Origin of the sequence: Gemmobacter sp. LW-1 (assembly GCF_001303875.1) — a bacterium.
Taxonomy (GTDB): Bacteria; Pseudomonadota; Alphaproteobacteria; order Rhodobacterales; family Rhodobacteraceae; genus Gemmobacter; species Gemmobacter caeni.
Genome location: NZ_LJSC01000041.1, coordinates 36,328 through 56,177, shown reverse-complemented (window position 1 = coordinate 56,177; position 19,850 = coordinate 36,328). Strand labels below are relative to the sequence as shown.

Here is a 19,850-nt window from a genome sequence, read left to right as displayed (position 1 = left end):
TCACTGACACAGGTTATCCATGCGCATCGGCATTCTGCAAACCGGCCTCGCCCCTGACGCGCTTGCGCCGCAGATGGGGGATTACCCCGACATGTTTGCCCGCCTGCTGGATGGCAACGGCTTCGACTTCCGCACCTATCGCGTGGTCGACATGGAGTTTCCCGCCGATGTGCATGACTGTGACGGCTGGCTGATCACCGGCTCGCGCCATGGCGCCTACGAGGATCATCCCTTCATCAAGCCGCTGGAAGACTTCATCCGCCGCGCCTATGCCGAACATGTGCCCATGGTCGGTATCTGTTTCGGCCATCAGATCATCGCACAGGCGCTTGGCGGCAAGGTGGAACGGTTTGGCGGAGGCTGGGCAGTCGGCCCGACCGATTATGCCTTTGGCGACGAGACGCTGACCCTGAACGCCTGGCACCGCGATCAGGTGGTTGAACGGCCCGAAGGCGCCGAGGTCATCGGCAGCAATGCCTTCTGCGAAAATGCCGCGCTGGTCTATGATGACCGGGCGCTGACCGTGCAGGCCCATCCCGAATTCCGCGACGAATTTGTGGACGGGCTGATGAAGACGCGCGGCAAGGGCGTTGTGCCGGACGAGGTGATGGCCAGGGCGGGCGCGCGTCTTGGCACGCCGATCCATGACCAGACCATTGCGCGCCGGATTGCCGCATTTTTCAAAGCCCCTCGCGGGGAAAACTGAGGCCACAGGGCCAAAACCAGAGTGTGACCCATGTCCGATTGGACGAGCAAGCTGCCCGAGGCAGCCCGGAACTATATTGCCAACCGCCGCGTGGACGAGGTGGAATGCGTGATCGGCGACGTCGCCGGTGTGGCGCGCGGCAAGGCGATGCCGGCCGCGAAATTCGGCAAGCAGACCAGCTATTTCCTGCCGAACTCGATCTTCCTGCAAACCATCACCGGCGAATGGGCCGACAATCCTTTCGATGCGTTCACCGAGCCCGACATGATCCTCGTGCCGGATTTCAGCACCGCGACCGCCGCGCCCTGGACCGCCGATGTCACGCTTCAGGTGATCCATGACGCGCAGGACCAGCAGGGCAATCCGGTTGCCTTCAGCCCGCGCAACGTGCTGAAACGTGTGGTCGATCTGTTCAAGGCCGAGGGCTGGACCCCGGTTGTCGCGCCCGAGATGGAATTCTTCCTGACCGCCCGCAACACCGACCCGAACCAGCCGATCCAACCGCCCATGGGCCGCACCGGCCGCCGCGCCGCGCAGAAACAGGCCTACAGCCTGTCGGCGGTGGATGAATATGGCAAGGTCATCGACGACATCTATGATTTCGCCGAGGCCCAGGGGCTGGAGATCGACGGCATTCTTCAGGAAGGCGGCGCCGGGCAGATTGAGCTGAACCTTGCCCATGGCGATCCGGTGCGCCTGGCCGATGACGTCTTCTTCTTTAAGCGGCTTATCCGCGAGGCGGCGCTGCGCCATGACTGTTTCGCCACCTTCATGGCCAAGCCCATCGCGGGCGAGCCGGGATCGGCCATGCATATCCATCACTCTGTGGTGGATACGGCAACCGGCGCCAATATCTTTTCCGATGCCGAGGGCGGCGAGACGCTGGAGTTCCTGCACTTCATCGCCGGGATGCAAAACCACCTTCCGGCGGCCATCGCGCTGCTCGCGCCCTATGTGAACAGCTATCGCCGCTATGTTCCCGACTTCGCGGCGCCGATCAATCTGGAATGGGGCCGCGATAACCGCACCACCGGCCTGCGTGTACCAATCTCCGGCCCCGCTGCGCGCCGGGTAGAAAACCGGCTGCCAGGCATGGACTGCAACCCCTATCTGGGGATCGCCGCAAGCCTCGCCTGCGGCTATCTGGGGCTGAAGGAAAAGAAGATGCCCCGCGCCGAATGCACGACCAACGCCTATATCGACAGCGACGACATCCCCTATAACCTTGGAGATGCACTGGACCTTCTGGAAGAGGACGGCCCGCTGCGCGAGGTACTGGGCGTCACGTTCTGCGGTGTCTACGACAGCGTGAAGCGCAATGAATACAAAGAGTTCCTGCAAGTCATCAGCCCGTGGGAGCGTGAGCATCTTCTGCTGAACGTCTGAGGCCCGCATGAACCTTCTCTACGCAAATGACCGGCCGGGGCATTACCCGGCCAGCTTCTATGCTGCGACAAAGGCCGAGCTTGCCCCCTTCCCCGAGTTGCGGGGCGAGGTGCGCGCCGATGTCTGCGTGATCGGCGCGGGCTATACCGGCCTTTCCGCCGCGCTGCATCTGGCGCAAGCCGGGTTGCGCGTCGTGGTGCTGGAGGCGCATCGCGTGGGCTTTGGCGCCTCGGGCCGCAATGGCGGGCAGGTCGGCAGCGGCCAGCGGCTTGACCAGGAAGAAATGGAGCGGATCGCCGGGCGTGAAAACGCCCGCCGCTACTGGGTTCTGGCGGAGGAGGCCAAGGCGCTGGTCAAGAGCCTGATCGCCGATCACGCGATGCCCTGCACCTTCCATCCCGGCGTTGCCCATGCCTGCTGGCATGACCGCGAGGTCCGCCATACCCATGCCTATGCCGAAAAGCTGCGCCGCGATTACGGCTATGATCAGTTGGAGGTGCTGGACCATGCGGGCATCCGCGCGCTGATCGGGTCGGACGCCTACAAGGGCGGCGAAATCGACTGGGGCGCCGGGCATGTGCATCCCCTGAACTATGCATTGGGCCTCGCGCAGGCGGCGATGGCTGCAGGGGCGGTGATCCATGAGACCAGCCCCGTGCACCGGATCGACAAGGGTGCCCCGGCGACCGTCGCCACCAATCATGGCCGCGTCGTCGCGGATCATGTGGTTCTGGCCTGCAACGGCTATCTCGGCGGGCTTGAGCCGCAGGTGGCGGCCAAGGTCATGCCGATCAACAATTTCATCGTCGCGACCGAGCCTTTGGGCGACCGCGCGGCAGAAATCCTGTCACAACCCGTTGCGGTGGCAGATACCAAATTCGTGGTGAATTACTGGCGCCTGTCGGAAGACAACCGCCTGCTGTTCGGCGGCGGCGAAAGCTATGGCTGGAAGTTCCCCGACATCGTGAAAACCGTGTCGAAACCGATGCTGGAGGTCTACCCGCAACTGCGCGATGCGAAGATTGACTACGCATGGGGCGGGACACTGGCGATCACAATGAACCGGCTGCCCTGCTTTACTCGCGTGACCGGCAACATCCTCTCGGCCTCCGGATTTTCCGGCCACGGCGTCGCGATGGCGACACTGGCGGGCAAGCTGATGGCCGAGACTTTGCGCGGGCAGGCGGAGCGGTTCGATCTGATGGCAGCCCTGCCGCAGCCGCGCTTCCCCGGCGGCGTCGCGCTGCGCTGGCCAATGCTGGTGGCCGCGATGACGTGGTTTTCTCTGCGCGACCGGCTGGGAATCTGACGCGCTGGTCGGCGGAAAGCCCCGTCCCGACGCCTGGTCATGCAGTTGTTGCTGGCGTTGGCGGGGCATAGCGCTTACAGGTTTTCCGAAGAAAAGTTTCAGGAAAGCCGAATATGGCCGCTGACGGACAGATCGCCCCGCCCAATGTTTATGACGCCGAACCGATCCCCGAGGCCGCGCGCGCGGCAATCGAGGGGCTGCTCGCCTCGGGCGATCTGTTCCGATACACGGCGCCGGAAGGTGCCCCGGTCGCGCTGCTGGAGGCGGAATTCGCCGAGCTTCTGGGCGCGCGTTATGCGCTGGCAGTATCGTCCTGTTCCGCTGCGCTCTTTCTGTCGCTGAAGGCGCTGGACCTGCCGCGCAGCGCCAGGGTGCTGATCCCGGCATTTACCTTCGCCGCTGTGCCCTCGGCCGTGGTGCATGCCGATTGCACCCCCGTTCTGGTCGAGGTGGGCGAGAACTATCGCGTCGACATGGACGACTTCGCCGCCAAGCTGCCCGACGCGGCGGCGGTCATCATCAGCCACATGCGCGGACATACCTCGGACATGGACGCGATCATGCAGCTTTGCGATGCTGCGGGCGTGCCGGTGGTCGAGGATGCGGCGCATAGCCTCGGCACCACCTGGCATGGCCGCAATATCGGCACCATCGGCAAGATCGGCTGTTTCAGCTTTCAGTCTTACAAGATGATCAACGCCGGCGAAGGTGGCATCCTGATCACCGACGACCCCGAACTGGCAGCTCGTGCGGTCATCATGTCGGGCGCCTACGAGCACAACTGGAAGAAGCATCCGGGCCTGCAAAACAGCTATATGCTGTGGCAGAACAAGCTGCCGCTTTACAATATGCGGATGCAGAACCTGTCTGCCGCCGTCATCCGCCCGCAACTGCCGGAACTGGCACGGCGCGTCGAAAAGGGGCGCGAGAACCACGACCATGTGGCGGAGGCGCTGAACCGCTCGCCCTGGCTGTCGGTGCCCGCGCCGCTGGCCCCGGAGGAGCGCGCGCCGGATTCGATCCAGTTCAACCTCGTCGGGTTCGAGACCGACGCCGAAGCACGCGCATTCCAGACCGCCGCGAAGACACGCGGCGTGTCGGTGCAGGTGTTCGGGCTCAGCGATGACAACGCCCGCGCCTTCTGGAACTGGCAATTCCTTGGTGACCTGCCAGAGCTGCCGCAGACCCGGGCCATGCTGATGCGCGCCTGTGATGTGCGGCTGCCGACCCGGCTGAACCGGGCGGAACTGGATTTCATTGCCGAGGCACTGGTCGCCGCGGCAGCGGATTTGAAGGGCTAAAGCAGCCGCAACTGCCCGTCGAGCCAGGGCCACCGCAGCAGCGCCGGGGCGATCACCGCCTCGGCCAGCAGGGCCTGCACATGCTCGCGCACCTGCCCCGGCATGGTCTGTAAGGCGCCGCTGCGGGCTGACAGCACGATCCGCCGTTCCAGCCCCCCGAAAGGAAGCGGGCAGACCTCCACCTCGGGCAGGAAGCGCGCGGCATGGTGCAAAGCCAGCGGGGTCAGGATCGTCCAGCCCTGCCCTGCCGCGACCATCGCCAGAATGGCGTGATAGCTGTCCAGTTCAAACCGATGCGCCAGTGTCAGGCTCTGGCCGGCCAGATGCGCCGCGATCTGCCGCCCCATCAGATGCCGCGCGGAATAGTGGATCAGCGGCAGCCCGCGCAGCGTGTCTGCCAGCGCATCGGTCGGTGTTCCCCGAGGAATGGCGACCACGAACGGCTCTGCCAGCAGAGGATAGCTTTCCTCCCCCGGCTCGGCGCTGCGGGCAAGCCCCGGGTCGGCGGTGATCACCATATCCAGCGCACGGGCGGAAAGCTGCTCCAGAAGGCGATGGCTCGCGCCGGTTTCCAGCAGGAAGCGGCTGTTGCGAAACTGCGCCGAAAGCGCGGTCAGCAGGCGCGGCGTGACATCGGCGTCCAGATCCTCGATCACGCCCAGACGCAGGCGGGGCAGCCCCGACAGATCCGCCAGCGCCAGTTCAGCACGGGCGGCCGTCGCGCTGTCCAGCATGCTGCGGGCGTGCCGCAGAAAGACGCGCCCCGCTGAGGTCAGCCTCATCGGGCGCGCGCCGCGATCCAGCAACGTCACCCCCAGAACGCCCTCTAGCCCGGCAAGTTGCTGGCTCAGGGTCGATGTGCTCGCCCCAAGCCGCCGCGCCGCGGCAGAAATCGACCCGGCTTCGGCGGTTGCCAGAAAGATTTCGACCCCCCACAGGGAAATGCGGCTCTGGGTGTCGTTCATCGCCGCACCGGGATCAGGGCATCAAAGCTTGGACAGCTTGGATTGCAGATCGGCCAGTTGCTTGCGGATCTGTGCCAGTTCTTCGGCAGAAGATCCCTGCTTGTCGTCATCCGCCTCGCGGCCCGGCCCCGTCGTGCCCCAGGCAGGCAACCCGCCCATCATGGATTTCATGAAGGCTTCCTGCTGCTTGCGCATCGCCTCGAACCCCGGCATCGCGCTCATCGGGTTGGGGAAACTGCTGAAATTCTCCAGCATCTTGGACTGGCCGTCGCGCAGCATCTCGAACGAGGCCGCGAGGAAATGCGGCACCACGCTTTGCATTTCGGTGGTGTAGCTGCGGACAAGATCGGTCAGCACGTTGATCGGCAGGACGCTTTCGCCCTTGCTTTCATGTTCGGCCACGATCTGAAGCAGGTACTGACGGGTCAGGTCATCGCCCGATTTCAGATCGACGATCTGCACCTCGCGCCCGGCGCGGATGAATCCGGCAATATCTTCCAGCGTCACATAATCGCTGGTTTCGGTATTATAGAGACGGCGGCTGGCATAGCGTTTGATCAGCAGCGGCTTCTCGGTGTTGGCCATGGCGGCGCCTCCCCTTTTATGCGCTTGCAGAGAAGATTAGGGCAGGCGCAGCGGAAAAGGAAAGCAAAAAGAAAGGGCGGGCCGAAGCCCGCCCCTGCGCATTCTCCCGGCAGGGAGGAGAGGCCGGGAATGCGCGCGAAGAATTACTTCGCGGCAGCAGCCGAAGCAGCTTTCTTCACCGCAGCGGTCGCTTCGGTGGTGGCTTTCTTCACGGCAGCCTGAGCTTCTTCCGAAGCGTCCTTGCCAGCAGCCAGCATCAGTTCGACGGTTTCCATCTGAACTTTCTTGGCGATCTCGGCGAAAGCGGCCATGTTCTCGGCAGCCATCTCGGCAGCGGACGAAGCGAAGTCCGAAGCGGCTTTGCCGTATTCGGCGACGTCAGCCTTGGCTTTCGAGGCGTCGGCCATCTTGGCGATGGTGTCCTTGGCCCATTTCGAGGTGATCTCGGTCGACTTTTCAGCGGCTTCCAGAGCCACTTTGGTCAGCTTTTCACCCATGGCGGCCTGGGTCTTGAAGGCGTTCTGGAACGCGGTGCCGTCCACCGGGAACGCAGCCATCATGTCCTGAACCATCTTGGTCATGTCGGGGGTCTTGGTCATACTAGTGCTCCATCTATCGGGTCTGCACTGAAGCAGTGCCGTTTCCTGACAACCTACATAAATGCTGCACCGCAGAAAATCAAGTGAAATTTCTGCGACGCAGCAAAATCAGAGGTTGCAGAGCCGGGCGGAACGACAATAGATATCCGATTCAGAGACTTGGGACTGCGGCGACATAGGTGCCAGGCGAAGGTGCCAGTACCGGATTGGTCGAATCGCCCGGCACGCGGGCAGCAATCATCTTGCCCGACCGCGCTGCAAGCCACTCTCCCCAGCGCGGCCACCAGCTTCCGGGCGTGAAGGTTGCGCCCTGCATCCACTCGTCCGCCGAGGTCATCTGGGCATCATTGGTGTAGTGCCCGTACTTCCCTTTCGACGGCGGATTGACGATGCCCGCGATATGGCCGCTTTCCGAGACGATAAAGGTCTTGTCCTTCGACCCCATCTGCCGCACGCCGTTGAAGCTGCTTTTCCAGGCGGCGATATGGTCGGTCTCGCAGGCAATCGCGCACAGAGGCACCTTGACGTCCGCCAGCCGAACGCGCTCGCCAAAGACCGGAAAGCCCTGGCGGGCAAATTCGTCGTGCTGGCACAGGCCGCGCAGGTATTCGACCGCCATCTTCGCCGGAAGATTTGTCCCGTCGCCGTTCCAGAACAGCAGGTCGAAAGCAGGCGGCGCCTCGCCCATCATGTAGCTTTTGATGGCAGGCTGATAAATCAGGTCGTTCGAGCGCAGGAAGCTGAAGGTCTTGCTCATGAAGAACTTGTCCAGCACCCCGTCGACAGCAACCTGCCGCTCGATTCCGTCGATGAAGTCGTCGTTGAGAAAAACCCCGACCTCGCCCTGATCGCTGAAATCAGTCAGTGTGGTGAACAGCGTCGCCGATTTCACCGACTTGTCGCCGGTTTTCTGCATATGGGCCAGCGTCAGGCTCAGCGTCGTACCCGCAATACAATAGCCCACCGCGTTGATCTGCTTTTCGCCGGTGATCTGCTTCACCTCGTTGATCGCCGCCATATAGCCGTCACGGATGTAATCATCCATGCCGACATCGGCATAGCTCGCATCCGGGTTGACCCAGCTGACCACGAACAGGGTAAAGCCCTGATCGACGATCCAGCGGATCAGGCTGTTGGCAGGCTTCAGATCGAGGATGTAGAACTTGTTGATCCACGGCGGGAAGATCAGCAGCGGGGTCTGATGCACCTTCTCGGTCGTCGGGGTATACTGGATCAGTTCCAGCATGTGATTGCGGAAAACCACCGATCCCGGCGCGGTGGCGATATTCTCGCCAACGTGGAACGCATCACGATCCGCCAGCGTGACCAGAAGATCGCCATGGTTGCTTTCGATATCGCGCACCAGGTTTTCCAGCCCCCGCACCAGGCTTTCGCCATCGGTTGCCACCGCGCGCTCCAGCGCGTCAGGGTTGGTGCCAAGGAAATTGGTGGGCGAGAACATATCGACCAGCTGGCGCGAGAAATACTCGATCCGCTTCTTGTCAGTGGCATCCAGCGTTTCGATACCGGAAACAGCGCCGCTGATCGCCTCGGCATTCATCAGGTATTGCTGCTTGAGGTAATTGAAGAACGGGTGGCTGTCCCAGAGCGGGTTGCCGAATCGGCGATCCTTCGGACCGGGGTCTGCCGGAGCCTTCAATTCTCCCTGCGCCAGCGCATGCTGCGCCTGCACATAGTGTTTCAGGGTCTTCCCCCAGTAGCCGACCTGCTGTTCGATGATTTTCGAGGGGTCCTGCATCATTTCAGCAACATAGGCCGCCGCCGCCTTCAAATAGACCTCCTGAGAGGGGCCATGAAGCGACATATCAACCTGTTTGCGATGTGTTAGCGCCGCTGCAAGGCGCCTCGACAACTCGTCGACCCTGACAAGATTCGCATTGAGCCGTTCCAGCCGTGCGTCATCGTCCTTGGTCTCGGTTGTCATATCAACAATTCCCCCCTAAAGTTTTTGCGCATGCAGCATTTCCGCCTGCCTTCCGGGGTTGCGCGGCAGAGCCACGGCCCCAACGGGCAAGGAGACGCGATGAAGTATATGGCGACTTACGACCTTATGGAAACTGCCCGCAACACAAATGAATGGCTTGGGGCAACCGCACGGGCCATGGCCTCTTACCCGGCTTTCGCACTTTCCACCAATCCGCTTGTCAACCTCACCGCCGCATGGGGCGAGGTGACCGAGCGGACCTTCGGTCGCATGGTCGCCAAGCCCGACTGGGGTATCCGTTCGATCGTCGGGCCGGACGGGCAGGATCACCTCGTCGACATCAAGCAGGTGGTCGAAAAGCCCTTTGGCGACCTGATCCAGTTCTTCGTGCGCCGCCGCCCGCCGATGGCCCGCAAGATCCTCGTCGTCACGCCGATGTCGGGCCACTACGCCACGCTGCTGCGCCCGACCGTCGCCAGCCTGCTGCCCGATGCCGATGTCTATGTCACCGACTGGCACAATGCCCGCGACATCCCGGTTTCGGCCGGGAAATTCGATGTCGAGGATTACACGCTTTATCTGGTCGACTTCATGCGCCACCTCGGGCCTGACACCCATGTCATCGCCGTGTGTCAGCCGGTGCCGCTGACGCTGGCCGCCACCGCGTATCTCGCCGCAGAAGACCCCGCTGCCCAGCCGCGCTCGCTGACACTGATGGGCGGGCCGGTGGACCCGGATGCCGCCGCGACAGAAGTGACCGATTTCGGTCGTCGGGTCACAATGGGCCAGCTGGAGCAATGGGCGATTCAGCGTGTGGGCTTCAAATACAAGGGCGCCGGGCGGTTGGTCTATCCGGGGCTGCTGCAACTCGCGGGGTTCATGTCGATGAATGCCGAAAGGCATTCCAAGGCATTTACCGACCAGATCATGCGCGCCGCGCGTGGCGAGTCGTCGGACCACGATGCCCACAACCGCTTCTACGATGAATATCTGGCGGTGATGGACATGACCGCAGAATTCTATCTCTCGACGGTGGAGCGCGTCTTCAAGAACCGCGAAATCGCGCGCAACGTCTTTACCGTGGCGGGCAAGAAGGTCGACATGGGCGCGATCACCAATGTCGCCGTGAAGATCGTCGAGGGCGAGAAGGATGATATCTCGGCCCCCGGTCAATGCCTTGCCGCGCTGAAGCTGCTGACCAACCTGCCCGAGTCGAAAAAGGCGCAGCACCTTGAACCCGGCGCAGGCCATTACGGCATCTTCGCGGGCAAGTCCTGGCGCCTGAATATCCGTCCGCTCGTGCTGAGCTTCATCGACGCCAATTCCGGCAAACCGACGAAAGCGCCGGTGAAGCTCGCCGTTTCCAAGTAATCAGCGCAGAAGCATCGGGCCGCGCAGGAATTCCTCCAGCGCGGCCGTCACCACCTCGGGCGCTTCCAGCGTCAGAAGGTGCCCAGCCCCCTCAATCATCCGCAATTTGGCAAAGGGCATCAGCCCGGCCACCAACTCGTGCCGCCGCGGCGGGACCAGCGTATCGCGTGCACCGCCCAGGATCAGGGCAGGCACCGTCGCGCGGCGCAGGGTCTTTTGCTGGTCTGGCCGCCGCTGCATGGCGCGCGACTGCGCAAGGTAGACGCCTTCGCCCAGATGATCCGCCATCTCGCGCAACAGCGCGGTCATGACCCCTGTGCGTGGCCCGGCTTCGTCCAGCGGGTATTCCTCTGCCACCGCCTGAAACAGCCGCCCCGCGCGCGCGGCCACCATGCGCGCCTCGCGCGCGGCAGCGATATTCGCGGGTTCGGCCAGCGGATCGGTAGAGATCAGCGCGATCCGGCTGATCCGGTCGCCCGCGCGCCGCAGAACATCCAGCGCCACATCGCCGCCCAGCCCCTGCCCTACCACAACCGCCCGGGGCGGCAATTGCGGGACGAGCGCGGCTGACATTTCCTCGACCGTATGGCCCTGCGGCTGGGCGATCGTCACAGGCCGGTGCCGCGACAGATGCAGGATCTGATGCTCAAAGACACGGGCGTCGCAAAGCAGCCCTGGAATCAGGATGACCGGCTCGTTCATGGGCCTCAAGACCTTGTGGATCACCGCGTCTGAGGGCGGTGTTCCCGACAAGGTTACTGCAAGGCCCCCGCGCGGGCCAGAGTACCCCTTCGCGCGGCGGCGACGGCGGGCATTTGCGCCACAGCGGTCAAAGGGCCGCGTCAATCTCGGCGAGGCAGGCCGTGATCAGATCAAGACATTCGGGCGTCGAGAAGCGGTGATCCGCCCCCTTCACCAGACAGAGCCGCAGGTCAGGGCTTTCGGCATGATTTAGAAGGCGCAGCGCCACCGCAGGAGGCACATCCACATCCGCCGTGCCCTGCAACAGCCGCACCGGGAAAGGCAGCGGCAGGGGCGTGCGCAGGACCAGCCGGTTACGGCCGTCCTCAATCAGCTTGCGTGTGATGACGTAGGGCTCGTCCGAATACTCCGAGGGCTGCTCCAGCCGCCCGGCCATCACTGCGGCGCGTTCGGCTTCGGTAAAGCCCGCCCACATCAGATCTTCGGTGAAATCCGGCGCGGCGGCGATACCGATCAGCCCGGCGACCCGCTCCGGCATGGCGCGCGCCACCAGAAGCGCCATCCAGCCCCCCATCGACGAGCCGACAAGGATCTGCGCCCCCTCGGTCAGGCTGGCCACTGCCGCAATCGCATCTTCGGCCCAGTCGCCGATGCAGCCATCCAGAAAATCGCCCGAGGATTGGCCATGGCCGGAATAATCGAACCGCAGGAAGGCACGGCCCTGCGCCTCGGCCCAGGCTTGCAGATGTACTGCCTTGGTGCCCGTCATGTCAGACTTGAACCCGCCAAGGAACACCACCCCCGGCCCCTTTCCCACTGTGCGGTGATAGGCGATGCGGCGGCCTTGCGGCGTGGTCAGAAATTCGGGCATGGCGTTCTCCTTTGCCCGAGTCTTAGCAGAGGCGCGCAGAACGGCTCAACCGATGCTCTGCGCCAGAACGCGGCCGATTTCGTTGAAACTTCTCCCGCTTTCGGCCCGCCACTGGTTGAACGCGGCCTGCACCGGCAGCATGGACTTCTTCGACTTGGGCGCCGTGTCCACCACGCCTTCCGCCACCAGCCGCGCCACCACATCCTGCGAGAGGATGAAGCTTTCCTTGCCCATCCACCGCAGCAGGTAGGCGCCGGTATTGCCGCCCAGACGGCTGCCATTCTTCGTCAGCCAGTCCAACAGGCCGACATAATCCTCCACCGGCCAGTCGGCGATACGGCGGGCGAAACCGCCCTCGGCTTCGTCGACCCGACGGATGAACGCGGCATTGTCACGGATCGCCGCAATCTTCGGTCCGCTGCGGATGACACGGGTATCCGCCAGCAGCGCATCAAACCACGCATCGTCCATCATCGACACGCGGCCCACATCGAAGCCGCTAAAAGCCGCTTCGATGCCAGGCCATTTGGCATCGACCACCGTCCAGCTTATGCCCGCCTGAAAGATGCCGCGCGCCATGGTGGCAAGCCAGCGGTCCCCCGGAATGGCGGCAAGTTCGGCAGCCGGTTTCACCGGCGTGGCGCCAGCAAGAACCGCCTCGGCGCTACCCTTACGGGCCGCCGCGATGGTCAGAATTTCATCAAAGCTGCGCATCGCCACCCTCCCCCACCTGGTCGGTCCAGCGTGGCAGAACCGCCCGCGCCCGGCAAGAAGGCGCGACAGTGGCTTGACGCCGCCCCGCACAGGGCGCAAAACCGCGCCGACATACCCGCAACCGGGCGTTCCGTGGGCGCCAAACCGACGAGGAGGATGGCCATGAGCCAGATTTCCCTGACATTCCCCGATGGCAACAAGCGCGACTTCACGACGGGCGTCACGCCTGCTGAAGTGGCTGCCGCCATTTCCACCAGCCTTGCGAAAAAGGCGATCAGCGCGACGGTGAACGGCGCGCACTGGGATCTGCAATGGCCGATCCCGGCGGATGCGACCATCGCCATCCACACGATGCAGGACGAGGCACAGGCGCTGGAACTGATCCGCCACGACCTCGCGCATATCATGGCGCGTGCCGTGCAGGAGATCTGGCCCGATGTGAAAGTCACCATCGGCCCGGTCCGCGACTATGGCTGGTTCTACGATTTCGACCGCGCAGAACCCTTCACGCCCGAGGACCTCGGTCAGATCGAGGCGCGGATGAAGCAGATCATCAACGCCCGCGAGCCGGTGAAAACCGAAGTGTGGGAACGCGCGCGCGCCGTCGAATATTATCGCGGCAAGGGCGAACCGTTCAAACTGGAGCTGCTGGACCGGATTCCCGAAGATCAGGACATCCGCATGTATTGGCATGGCGACTGGCAGGATCTGTGCCGTGGCCCGCACCTGCAACACACGGGCCAGGTTCCGGCCGATGCCTTCAAGCTCACGCATGTCGCTGGCGCCTACTGGCTGGGCGATGCCACGCGCCCGATGCTGCAACGCATCTATGGTGTGGCATTCCGCAACCGCGACGACCTCAAGGCGCATCTGACGATGCTGGAGGAGGCCGCAAAACGCGACCACCGCAAGCTGGGCCGCGAGATGGACCTGTTCCACCTTCAGGAAGAGGCGCCGGGCATGGTGTTCTGGCATCCGAATGGCTGGACCGTCTATCGCACGCTGGAAGACTATATGCGCAAGCGGCTGCGGCAAGCGGATTACAAGGAAATCAAGACGCCGCAAGTGGTTGACCGCGTGCTGTGGGAGAAATCCGGCCACTGGGAAGCCTATCGCGAGAACATGTTCATCGTCGAGGTGGACGAGGAAGGCGCCAAGGAAAAGCGCATCAATGCGCTGAAGCCCATGAACTGCCCCTGCCATGTGCAGGTCTATAATCAGGGCCTGAAATCCTACCGTGACCTGCCGCTGCGGCTGGCAGAATTCGGGTCGTGCCACCGCTATGAAAGCTCCGGCTCCATGCACGGGCTGATGCGGGTGCGCGGCTTCACGCAGGACGATGCGCATATCTTCTGCACCGAGGATCAGATCGAGGCCGAATGCGCGGGCTTCATCGGCTTGCTGTCGTCGGTTTACCGCGACCTGGGGTTCGAGAAGTTCGACATCAAACTGTCCACCCGCCCCGATGTGCGTGTGGGCAGCGACGAAATCTGGGACAAGGCCGAGAATGCGCTGCAAAAGGCCATTGAAAGCCTTGGCCTGCCCTACGAGATCAACCCCGGCGACGGGGCCTTCTACGGGCCGAAACTCGATTTCAAGCTGACCGATGCGATCGGGCGCGAATGGCAGTGCGGCACGTTCCAGGCCGATTTCAACCTGCCTGTGCGGCTGGATGCGGAATATGTTGGCGAGGATGGCGCCAAGCATCGCCCCGTCATGCTGCACCGCGCCGTTCTGGGCTCGTTCGAGCGCTTCATCGGCATCCTGATCGAGAACTATGCCGGCAAGCTGCCGTTCTGGCTGGCCCCGCGGCAGGTCGTTGTCGCCTCCATCGTTTCGGACGCCGATGCCTATGTGCATGAGGTGGTCGCCGCGCTGAAAGCGGCGGGTATCCGGGCCGAGGCGGATACCCGGAACGAGAAGATCAACTACAAGGTCCGTGAACATTCCGTCGGCAAGGTGCCCGTGATCCTTGCCATCGGCATGAAAGAGGTGGAAGATCGTTCGGTATCGGTGCGGCGTCTGGGCGAGACGCGCACGGAAACCGTTGCGCTGGACCAGATCATCCCGCAACTGGCCAAGGAAGGGCAGATGCCCTGACGTTCGCCCGGACGTGCTGCTGAAGACCTGAAGAATTGGGCGGTCCATTGGCCGCCCAAGCTATTTTCTTGATTTTTACCAAGCCCGTGTCATCATGGATCAAGTGACGACAGACTTTCGACCGCCTTCTGCCGGACAGGCAGCCGGAGAATTGGAAGACCTGGCTGCACGGCCCACGGTAATTCCGCCGCGGGATGTCTGATGAAGGAGAGACGGCATGCCGACCGGCACCGTGAAATGGTTCAATGCCACCAAGGGCTATGGCTTCATTGCACCCGACGATGGCGGCAAGGACGTGTTCGTCCATATCTCGGCGGTGGAACGCGCCGGGCTCAAGGGTCTGAGCGACAACCAGAAAATCGGTTACGAGCTTCAATCGGGCCGTGACGGCCGTTCGTCAGCTGGCGATCTGAAACTGCTCTGATCCGCCCGGATCTGAGCGGTACGCTGCGGCCCCGCGAGGGGCCGTTTGCATTTTGCAGCCGCGTTGAACGGCTTAACCCAGAATCGCGCCCTGCACTGCGGCATCCCAGCCCAGAAACCACTTACCCTCCGATTCGATGACCGGCCGTTTCATAACGGTCGGCTGCGCGGCAAGCTGCGCCTCCGGTTCGGATGCCTTCAGAAAATCGTTAAAACTACGATAGGTGGTCGAGGATTTGTTGATGATCCGATCCCCGAACTCCACCACCAGCGCCGCAATTTCCGCCTCGCTAAGCGGCTCTTTACGGATATCGCGGAACGTCACCGCATGACCCGCCGCCTCGATGGCCTTCAGAGCTTTCTTGCATGTGTCGCAGGTGGAGATGCCGTAAAGGATCATCTGACGCTCCATGAATTTACCAGTTTCCCGCAGTAGCCCGCACCCGGCAGGTGGGCAAGCATGTATTCCACTTCTTGGGAAAACCCGCCATTTCCTGACAAGGAAGTGGCAGCCCGTAGGGGAGTCGAACCCCTCTTTTCAGGTTGAAAACCTGACGTCCTAACCGATAGACGAACGGGCCGTGGCCGGTGAGGGGCTATCTAGCGGCGCGTTGGCTGCGGCGCAAGAGGAAAATGCGACAGTTTCGCATCAAGCGCGCGCCGCATCCTCCAGACGCAATTGCACCCTCGTGCGGCCACCATAGCTGTTCAGCTCCAGCCGCCCGGCAAGGTGGAAACGCTGGTGTCCCGCGTTCTCCAGCGCGGGGCCAAGCGGGCCATCGAAGGCGCCAAAGGCGATGGCGTCAATCTTCGGGCCACTGCCATCCCCGAAGCTGAGCCGCAGATGGCTTTCGCCCACGCGACGCGCGCTGACCGCCTGATCGGCAAAGGCAAAGCGCGGGGCCGGGGCGGCAGCGCCAAAGGGACCGGCTTCCTCAAGCTGTTCGATCAGCGCGGGGCTGACCGCCATCGGGCTGAGCAGACCGTCCAGCCGCAGGTCGGCGGGACCAGTGGCCCCCGCCCCCTGCCGCTCCAGCAGTTCGGCCAGCCGCGCCATGGCGGGTTCGATCTGATCCTCGGCCACCGTCAGACCCGCCGCCATCTTGTGCCCGCCGCCTTTCAGCAGCAGCCCTTCTACCGCGACCCGCTGCACCGCTGCGCCAAGGTCCACGCCAGTCACGGACCGGGCCGATCCCTTTCCGATGCCGCCCTCAAGCCCGATAACCACGGCGGGACGGTTCGTCGCCTCTTTCAGACGCGCGGCCACGATGCCGACAACGCCCGGATGCCACCCTGCCCCGGCGGCCCAGACCAGCGGACCATCCAGCCCGCGGGCTTCGGCCTGCGCGAGGGCCGCGGCACGCACCGCCGCCTCGATCTCGCGCCGCTCGGTGTTGAGCTGGTCCAGACGTTCGGCCAGCGCCGCCGCTTCGGCCGGGTCATCGGTGGCGAGAAGACGGGCGCCCAGATCGGCCTGACCGATCCGCCCGCCCGCATTCACCCTTGGCCCCAGCAGGAAGCCCAGCGAGTAGGGCGTGGGTGCCTGATCCATCCGCGCCACATCGGCCAGCGCGCGCAGCCCCGCGCGTTCGCGCCGCGCCAGCACCCGCAGCCCCTGCCGCACGAAGGCGCGGTTGACCCCGATCAGCGGTGCAACGTCGGCCACGGTGGCCAACGCCACCAGATCGAGCAGCGCCATCAGATCCGGTCCCTGCACGCCTTCGGCCCGAAGGCGGCGGTTCGCCTCGACCAGCAACAGAAACACGACCGAAGCCGCGCAAAGATGTGCAAGACTGCCATCCTCGTCCTGCCGGTTGGGGTTCACCACCGCGACCGCCTCGGGCAGCGTCTCGCCGCCAAGGTGGTGATCCAGCACCACCACATCTGCGCCCTTCGCGGCGGCGATGGGCTCATGGCTCAGCGTGCCGCAATCGACGCAGATGATCAGGTCATGCGCAGCGGCCAGCGCCTGCATGGCAGGCACGTTGGGACCATAGCCCTCGTCGATACGGTCGGGGATATAAAGCGTCGCAGGCCGCCCCATGGCACGCAACCACGTCAGCAGCAGCGCGGCCGACGAGCCGCCATCCACATCGTAATCGGCGAAGATGGCGATGCGTTCGCGGTTGCGCAGCGCCTTCAGGAAGCGCTCTGCCGCCGGGGCCATGTCACGCAGGCTCAGCGGATCGGGCAGCAGGTCGCGCAGCGCGGGCGCAAGGAAGGCGGGCGCCTCCTGCGGGGTCACGCCGCGTTCGGCCAGAACCTGACACAACGCGGCGGGAAGCCGCGTTGCCTGGGCCAGCGCCTCGGCCTGCCGGGTGACCGATGGGTCGGGGCCAAGCCAGCGCCGTCCGGTCAGCGAGGCTTCGACATTCAGAAAAGCTCGATCCGTCATGCGCCCGTCCTGACCGCTTCGCCCCGTGCCCGCAAGGGGTTTCCTGCCTTACCAGTGCCCCGTATTCGGCATCGAGGTCCAGGGTTCGGCCGGCGCCTGCGCCGTGCCCGCCTGCAACAGCTCCACCGATACATTATCCGGGCTGCGGACGAAGGCCATGCGACCGTCGCGCGGCGGACGGTTGATGGTCACGCCATTGTCCATCAGATGCTGGCAGGTGGCGTAGATGTCCTCCACCTCATAGGCCAGATGGCCGAAATGGCGGCTGTCCGAGGGCAGGCCGTCGTCGCCATCCCAGTTGTAGGTCAGTTCTACCGGGCATTCCGGCTGGCCGGGCGGCGCCAGGAAGACCAGCGTGAACCGGCCCTGTTCGTTTTCGTAGCGCCGCGTTTCCTCCAGCCCCAGCAGGCGATAGAAGGCCATGGATTTTTCAAGGTCCAGCACGCGGACCATGGTGTGCAGATATTTCAGCTTCATCGGGTTCCCTCGCCTTTGGCCGTGGCGGCTGTGCCGCCGGTAGCGGAAACATAGGGTCAAATCCGGCGGATGCCAGTCAGAAGCTGGACTGGATGCCCAGCGTCACGCCCAGCCCGCGCGAGCTGTACAGCCCGACATCGGAATGGTTACGGGCCGCACGGATATCCAGTGTCGGTGAAAAGCCGTAAAACTGCACATCCTCATGCTGGATCGAGATATCCAGCGACATGCGCCGGTCTTGCCGCCCGTCACGCAGATCAAAGGGCGAATCCGGGTAGTCGCGCGCCTCGAAGGTCAGCGCACCGCCAACCGAAAACCCGGCCAGAGGCCGGGCCTTGTCCCAGGCGAGACGGGCCGTGACGGCATTGTTGCGCAGGCCAGGGCTGTCGGTCGCGGTAACACGCCCTCCCAGCGTCAATTGAAGCCGGTCCTGATTGGCGAGCTGGCGCTGCACTCCCAAGGTCAGCGACACGACATCCGCCGAACGCACCGCGGAATCGAGCCGCCATTGCCGTTCCGCGCTCAGCGCCACCATGCCCGCCACACCGTTCCCAAGCGGCCGGTCTGCCTGTGCCTCCAGCCGCAGCGCGTTGGACAGGTCATAGCCACCCGCCCAGTCATGCGAGGCATAGGCCCCGAATCCATAGGTTGTCTGGCCGGTTTCGGGGCGCCAGCGGCGGCTGATGCCCGCCTCGACGCTGGCGCTGTCATAATCGCGGCCAAGGGCACCGGGCGCGATGCGCTTCGCTTCGGATGAAAGCTGTACCTTGGTCTGTTCCGCGCGGAAATGCAGCGCGGTCATCGTGGTGGCGGTAGGGGGCAAGCGGTAGGTCACGCCGAACCCGGCAGTCGCCTCCACCCCCGACAGCGCCTTCTGCGCGCCGGTAATCTCGATCTCGGGGCCCAGCCAGGGGATGCCCGGATTGGTGTAACTCGCCTCGGTCGATCCGTCGTTCACGTTGGACGAAGGATTGGCGCGCAGGTTGAAGTTCCAGAGCCACGGATTGCGCGAACGGACGAAATCGTAATCCTTGGCCACCGCTGCCCGGCTGGCGTCGTCCGGCGCAGCCTGCGCCGCCAGACGCAACCAGAGCTGACCGCGCGTGACATAGCCATCTTCCACCAGCGAGCTTGCGACGAACATCGCCGCCCCGAACCGGGCCTGTTGCTTGTCGCTGATCCGGTAGACCTCGCGCGCATCAGCCCGCGCGCTGCCCGCGCGGCCCAGCTTCAGCCGGGCCTGTGCCCGCAGCATCAGCGCGGCGGTATCGCCTGCATCCCTCGCCAGCAGGGCCTCGGCGAGCGCCTCGGCGCCCCGGGCATCGCCCTCGGCCATCATCGCATAGCCGATGCGGCGCAATTCCTGCGCCGTCATGGCATCCTCGGCCCGGATCTGGGTTGGCCCCAGCAGGGCGGCGGCGATCAGCCCCGCCGCCAGCCGGAACCGCAGCGGCCGAAGCATCGTCAGTTCGTGCTCGCCTTCTTGCGCTTCAGGATGAAGCCGCCGGTCTCGCGCGTGGTCACGCCCGACCAGCGCGGGTCGTCGCCTTCGACCACAACCACACCAACCACCCGCTCGGCATTCTTGCCCGAGACGATGGCATAGTAGTTGCCTTCCTCGAAGCCCTCGATCGCCCCGCTGCCATTGTAATAGCTGGAAGAGACGGTTCCGACGATCTCGCCATTGTCGTCCATCACGCCCTGCTGCACGCGGAAGCGGATTTCCGGCAGACCGTCCTGCTTGCGATCCGACTCCGCGGACAGCGCGGCCACCACCTCGTCGGTGATTTCCTTGCCGTTGATATCATAGATCTTGCGGTTGTAGATGCGGCCCTTGACGCCATTGCCATCGTTGAAATCGTCGTAGTCGATATCCATGGTCATGTCGGCGCGGCCATATTCAAGCCCGCTCTTGGCCTTGAAATCCCGCAGCGAATCGAACTTGCCCTTGTAACGCGCCTGGCCGCGATAGTCGGCGGTATTGGTGCCCTCGGCGGGCAG

18 protein-coding genes, 1 tRNA gene and 1 pseudogene are annotated in these 19,850 nt (G+C 63.9%); 7 read left to right on the top strand and 13 right to left on the bottom strand.

The features are described 5' to 3' along the window. Positions 1-19: 19 nt before the first annotated feature. The 4 genes from AO684_RS10860 (at position 20) to AO684_RS10845 (ending at position 4,702) form a co-directional block, all read left to right on the top strand. Positions 20-706 carry a type 1 glutamine amidotransferase gene (locus AO684_RS10860; RefSeq protein ID WP_054302769.1) on the top strand — a complete coding sequence of 229 codons (687 nt, stop codon included), beginning with the start codon at positions 20-22 and terminating at the stop codon, positions 704-706. 30 nt (positions 707-736) lie between these two features. Continuing rightward, entirely contained in the window at positions 737-2,092 is a 1,356-nt protein-coding gene (locus AO684_RS10855; protein ID WP_054302768.1) for a glutamine synthetase family protein, read from the top strand. A 7-nt stretch (positions 2,093-2,099) separates the two neighbouring features. After that, positions 2,100-3,401, top strand: coding sequence for an FAD-binding oxidoreductase (locus AO684_RS10850; RefSeq protein ID WP_054302767.1), 1,302 nt, complete (start codon positions 2,100-2,102; stop codon positions 3,399-3,401). 113 nt (positions 3,402-3,514) lie between these two features. Continuing rightward, positions 3,515-4,702 (top strand): DegT/DnrJ/EryC1/StrS aminotransferase family protein, encoded by a 1,188-nt coding sequence (locus tag AO684_RS10845; RefSeq protein ID WP_054302766.1) that lies wholly within the window; start codon positions 3,515-3,517, stop codon positions 4,700-4,702. On the opposite strand, the gene AO684_RS10840 is transcribed toward AO684_RS10845, so the two are convergent. The 4 genes from AO684_RS10840 to phaC all read right to left on the bottom strand — a co-directional run bounded on the left by AO684_RS10840 (position 4,699) and on the right by phaC (position 8,796). Continuing rightward, on the bottom strand, positions 4,699-5,667 hold the full coding sequence (locus AO684_RS10840; RefSeq protein ID WP_054302765.1) for a LysR family transcriptional regulator: 969 nt from the start codon (positions 5,665-5,667) through the stop codon (positions 4,699-4,701). The genes AO684_RS10845 and AO684_RS10840 overlap by 4 nt on opposite strands. A gap of 21 nt (positions 5,668-5,688) precedes the next feature. Further along, a complete protein-coding gene (gene phaR / locus AO684_RS10835; RefSeq protein ID WP_054302764.1) occupies positions 5,689-6,252 on the bottom strand; it encodes a polyhydroxyalkanoate synthesis repressor PhaR in 564 nt (187 codons plus the stop codon). Between the two features lie 143 nt (positions 6,253-6,395). Then, on the bottom strand, positions 6,396-6,851 hold the full coding sequence (locus AO684_RS10830) for a phasin family protein (protein ID WP_054302763.1): 456 nt from the start codon (positions 6,849-6,851) through the stop codon (positions 6,396-6,398). Positions 6,852-7,002: 151 nt separating this feature from the next. Further along, positions 7,003-8,796 (bottom strand): class I poly(R)-hydroxyalkanoic acid synthase, encoded by a 1,794-nt coding sequence (gene phaC, locus AO684_RS10825; RefSeq protein ID WP_054302762.1) that lies wholly within the window; start codon positions 8,794-8,796, stop codon positions 7,003-7,005. Positions 8,797-8,895: 99 nt separating this feature from the next. On the opposite strand from phaC, the gene phaZ reads away from it, so the two are divergent. Further along, a complete protein-coding gene (phaZ, locus tag AO684_RS10820; protein ID WP_054302761.1) occupies positions 8,896-10,167 on the top strand; it encodes a polyhydroxyalkanoate depolymerase in 1,272 nt (423 codons plus the stop codon). Here phaZ and AO684_RS10815 read toward each other — a convergent pair whose 3' ends face one another. The 3 genes from AO684_RS10815 to AO684_RS10805 all read right to left on the bottom strand — a co-directional run bounded on the left by AO684_RS10815 (position 10,168) and on the right by AO684_RS10805 (position 12,454). Beyond that, on the bottom strand, positions 10,168-10,869 hold the full coding sequence (locus AO684_RS10815; RefSeq protein ID WP_054302760.1) for an alpha/beta fold hydrolase: 702 nt from the start codon (positions 10,867-10,869) through the stop codon (positions 10,168-10,170). It abuts the gene before it with no gap. A 127-nt stretch (positions 10,870-10,996) separates the two neighbouring features. Then, the gene (locus tag AO684_RS10810) at positions 10,997-11,740 is read right to left on the bottom strand and encodes a carboxylesterase (RefSeq protein WP_054302759.1); all 744 of its coding nucleotides are present in this window, start codon (positions 11,738-11,740) and stop codon (positions 10,997-10,999) included. Between the two features lie 45 nt (positions 11,741-11,785). Further along, a complete protein-coding gene (locus AO684_RS10805) occupies positions 11,786-12,454 on the bottom strand; it encodes a DNA-3-methyladenine glycosylase I (protein WP_054302758.1) in 669 nt (222 codons plus the stop codon). 162 nt (positions 12,455-12,616) lie between these two features. On the opposite strand from AO684_RS10805, the gene thrS reads away from it, so the two are divergent. Both thrS and AO684_RS10795 read left to right on the top strand, forming a co-directional pair. Beyond that, a complete protein-coding gene (gene thrS, locus AO684_RS10800; RefSeq protein ID WP_054302757.1) occupies positions 12,617-14,554 on the top strand; it encodes a threonine--tRNA ligase in 1,938 nt (645 codons plus the stop codon). 217 nt (positions 14,555-14,771) lie between these two features. Next, entirely contained in the window at positions 14,772-14,978 is a 207-nt protein-coding gene (locus AO684_RS10795) for a cold-shock protein (protein ID WP_054302756.1), read from the top strand. Between the two features lie 72 nt (positions 14,979-15,050). Here the strand turns inward: AO684_RS10795 and AO684_RS10790 are convergent, their stop codons facing one another. The 6 genes and pseudogenes from AO684_RS10790 to AO684_RS21825 all read right to left on the bottom strand — a co-directional run. Next, on the bottom strand, positions 15,051-15,377 hold the full coding sequence (locus AO684_RS10790) for an arsenate reductase family protein (protein WP_054302813.1): 327 nt from the start codon (positions 15,375-15,377) through the stop codon (positions 15,051-15,053). Between the two features lie 106 nt (positions 15,378-15,483). After that, positions 15,484-15,558: transfer RNA gene (locus AO684_RS10785), tRNA-Glu, on the bottom strand. A 68-nt stretch (positions 15,559-15,626) separates the two neighbouring features. Further along, positions 15,627-17,372, bottom strand: coding sequence for a single-stranded-DNA-specific exonuclease RecJ (gene recJ / locus AO684_RS10780; RefSeq protein ID WP_054302755.1), 1,746 nt, complete (start codon positions 17,370-17,372; stop codon positions 15,627-15,629). Between the two features lie 48 nt (positions 17,373-17,420). Next, a complete protein-coding gene (locus AO684_RS10775) occupies positions 17,421-17,849 on the bottom strand; it encodes a VOC family protein (RefSeq protein ID WP_054302754.1) in 429 nt (142 codons plus the stop codon). A gap of 76 nt (positions 17,850-17,925) precedes the next feature. Then, a complete protein-coding gene (locus tag AO684_RS10770; RefSeq protein ID WP_054302753.1) occupies positions 17,926-19,311 on the bottom strand; it encodes a surface lipoprotein assembly modifier in 1,386 nt (461 codons plus the stop codon). Between the two features lie 2 nt (positions 19,312-19,313). Then, positions 19,314-19,850 (bottom strand): annotated as a pseudogene (locus tag AO684_RS21825) (hypothetical protein); the annotation flags it as partial.